Annotated in this window: 2 protein-coding genes; both read right to left on the reverse strand. The window is 74.2% G+C overall.

Translation table 11 applies throughout. The annotated features are described in order from the left end of the window. Window positions 1-37 precede the first annotated feature (37 nt). On the reverse strand, window positions 38-2053 hold the full coding sequence (locus AN218_RS34950; protein WP_079132756.1) for a DUF3492 domain-containing protein: 2016 nt from the start codon (window positions 2051-2053) through the stop codon (window positions 38-40). A 284-nt stretch (window positions 2054-2337) separates the two neighbouring features. Further along, window positions 2338-3388 (reverse strand): DUF3152 domain-containing protein (locus AN218_RS30380; protein ID WP_244900842.1); only part of this gene is annotated, 1051 nt, incomplete at its 5' end.

Below are 3388 nucleotides of genomic sequence, written 5' to 3' on the forward strand. Positions count from 1 at the left end.
GGCGCCGTCCCGGCCGGCGCCGCCGATCTGTGCGCGCTCATCCGGCGCTTCCCTCCCCCGCCGTACGCCCGCCCCGCGCACCGCAGAGCATGAGCGCGGAGCCCGCGGCCGGTACGCGCGCACCGGCCCAGCGCCCCGGCACATGTGCCTCGGCCGGGCGTGCGAAGGGCTGCGGCTCCGCACCGTCGCCGGGGAGAACCGTCTCTCCCGCGCCGACGGGCCAGCGCGACATCAGCTCCAGATAGACGGCGCGGAACGCCGCGACGTTCTGCTCGACGGTGAAGAGTTCGAGCGCCCGCGCACGGGCCGCAGCCCCGAGCCGTTCCCTGCGCTCCGGGTCGCGCAGCAGGGCGACGCAACTGTCCGCCAGGGCACGGGGGTTGCGCGACGGCACGACGAGACCGGTGCCGCCGATCACCTCGCACACCGCGCCCACGTCCGTCGAGACGGTGGCCCGCCCGCAGAACATCGCCTCGACGAGCGAGACGGGGAAGCCCTCGACCGAGCTGGAGAGCACCACCACGCTGCCCGCGCCGTACGCGTCGGCGGCCGTCGGCACGGACGGGCCGCCCAACTCCTCGAAGGAGACGGGGTTTTCGCCGACCGACACCGGGTCGGCCGCCTCGTCCGGGAAGAGCTGCGCCGCGAGCGCCCGGCAGCGTGCCTCGTACGCGTCGGCGTCCGCGTCCCGTACGGGCGCCGTGGCGACCAGGCGCAGCCGCGCCCCCGGGACCGCCCGCCGGACCTCGGCGAAGGCGTGCAGCAGACCGATCAGATCCTTGGCGGGTTCGACGCGTCCCACCCAGACCAGCGTGGCCCCGGCGTCCTCCCGGTGCGCGGAGTCGCGTCCCGCCGACTCGCCCAGCTCCGCGAAGGGCGCGGCGTCCATGCCGGGGTAGACCGTGCGCAGCTTCTCGCGCGGCGCCCCGCAGTGCTCCTGCCAGCGGCGCGCATGGGTGTTCCCCGGCGTGATGAGCTGCGCCTGCGCGTACGCCTCACGCGTCAACTGCCGCTGGAAGGAGGCCAGTAGCGTCCGTACGGCCGCGCCCGCGGCGGCCGGCGGCGGCGCCGTCGGGACGGTGGCCGCCACCGCGTCGGCGGCGCTCGCGAGATAGTGCTCCCGCACCCGTACGCCGTACTCGGTGATCAGCAGCGGCGTCCCGAAGAATCGCTTCGCCAGCAGCCCCGGCAGCGCCGCGGGCCCGCCGCCCACGGCATGGCAGAGGTCGACGCCCGCCAGTCCGTACGCGCCGGAACGGGCGCCCGAACTCCGGGACGAGCCACAGCCGCAGCCGCACGGCGGACCCGCGAACCCCGCAAGCCCCGGAAGCGAGCCCGCCGCGCCCTCCCCGAACCCGTCCCAATCCCGCTCCGCAGCTCCGCCCGCGTCACCGTCCCGGCCTCCGTCACCGTCTCCGTACCAATCGAGGGAGAGCGGACGCAGCGCACGCTCCAACCGCTGTGCCACGGTGAGCAGATCCGCGACGCGCGCCGCGTGCACGGCGCGCGGAGTGCCGGGGGCGCGGCAGGCCGACTGCAGGACGCGGAGGGCGAGTTCGGAACGGAGCATCGCGCGCAGCCCGCCGCCGCAGTCGCGTGCCAGCTCGGCCAGACCGTAGAGACCTGCGGTGAAACGGTCCGCCAACTGCTCCGCGTCCGGGGCCACTTCGCCCGGACCGGCGATTGCGGATCCGTACGGGCCGCCGCCCATACCGTCCGCGGCGCCCGTGCCGCCACCGCACACACCGGCCGTCAACTCGGCGAAGCACTCCGCGAATCGGCGCCGCGCGCGCCGTCCGTACGCGCGAGCCGCGCCCGCGCCCCCGTCCGCGGAACGCCGTCCGCGCGGCGCGTCCCACAGCGGCGCCGTACGCAACCGGCGTACGTTGCCCGGGAGTTCGCACCGGCCCGCGCGCTCCTGCCGCGCGCTGCGGCTGAGCGCGTAGACCTCGAACTCGTGCCCGTCGAGACCGCGCAGCAGCCGGTCGCACCAGACGACCGCCTCACCGCGCGCGTAGGGATAGCCACCCTCCGTAAGCAATGCGATGCGCACGGACGCATCACCCCCGACCGGTTCTCCGAGTGGGCCACCGTCCGCGGGGGCGGTGGCGTGACGCGGAAGACGCTATGCGCGCCCCTCGCGCACGATGGACGGTTGTCCGTCGCACCACCAAAAGGGGTGAACGCCCGTGACTTATCGACGAGTCGGACGTTCCTGCGCGTCAGACGGCCACGGCGGACCGGAGCGGAATCAGCACCGGGAGCGGTCCCGGAACCGGTACGGAGTCCCCGTACGGAGAACCGCAGCCGGCACGGGGAGGAACCGGACGGCCGGCCCTAACCCTTCGGATACGGCCAGGGGTTGGGGCGGCACGTGTCCCCGCCGGACTCCAGCGACTTGGTCTGCTGCATCATCACCGGCGCGAGCGCGCCGTCCTTGGGGCAGCCCACATGGTTGCGGCCGAGCCGGTGTCCCACCTCGTGGTTGATGAGCATCTGCCGGTAGGCGAGCATCCGCTTGTCCCCGAAGGTCTTCGAACCCTGCGCCCAGCGATAGGCGTTGATCATGACGCGGTCGGTGGAGGCCGAGTCGCAGGAGACGTTCTGCTCGCTGGTGTCGAGCCCGGACTTGGCGCACCACTCGTCCGTCGTCGGCGAACTCGCCAGTGTGATCACGAAGTCGACGTCGCCCTTCGAGACCCGCTCGAAGCTGCGCTCGCCTCCGTGCGCCCAACTGCGCTTGTCGTTCAGGGTCTTCTGGACGGCCTGCGCGAACAGGTCCGATTCCAGGGGCAGTCCCTTCTCGACGTCCACGCGGTAGCGCATCACCTTGTCGCCGCCGACGCCCTCGTCTGTGCCGGAGGCCGCCGTGAAGTCGCCCTTGCCCTTGAAGTCCGCGTCGAGCGAGAAGGGCTTGGCCATCTTCTGTGTGTACGTCAGGGGCGCGCCCTGCGCCTCGGTCCGCGGACCTCTGCCCTTGTCCGAGCGGGACGCGGAGTCGTCGGCCGACAGACCGCGTTCGGCGCCCGCGGCGTCGTCGCCCTGACCCCTGCTCTGCTGGGCGCCGCCGCTGACCTGACCGGCGACGACGAACGCGAGCACCGTGGTGACGGCAGCCGCCAACACCCCTGTGAACGCCCGGGCCTTGGCACCGCCGCGGCCGTCGCCGGAGGTGCCGCCGGGCTCGCCCTGCTCGGGCACGCGGGGCGGCGGCGTGGCACGCGGAAACCCGGACTCCCTCGTGGGGACGGCCTGGTCGCGGCGGAGTCCGCCGGTGTCCGTCAGCGCGTCCCGCGCCGGAGCACCGGGGCCCTCGTATCTGTTCCACGGACCCGGCGTCCCCGGCCTGCGGTCGCGCGGACCGCGCAGCGGGGCCGGACCCGGATCG

Source organism: Streptomyces nanshensis (assembly GCF_001751255.1).
Taxonomy (GTDB): domain Bacteria; phylum Actinomycetota; class Actinomycetes; order Streptomycetales; family Streptomycetaceae; genus Streptomyces; species Streptomyces nanshensis_A.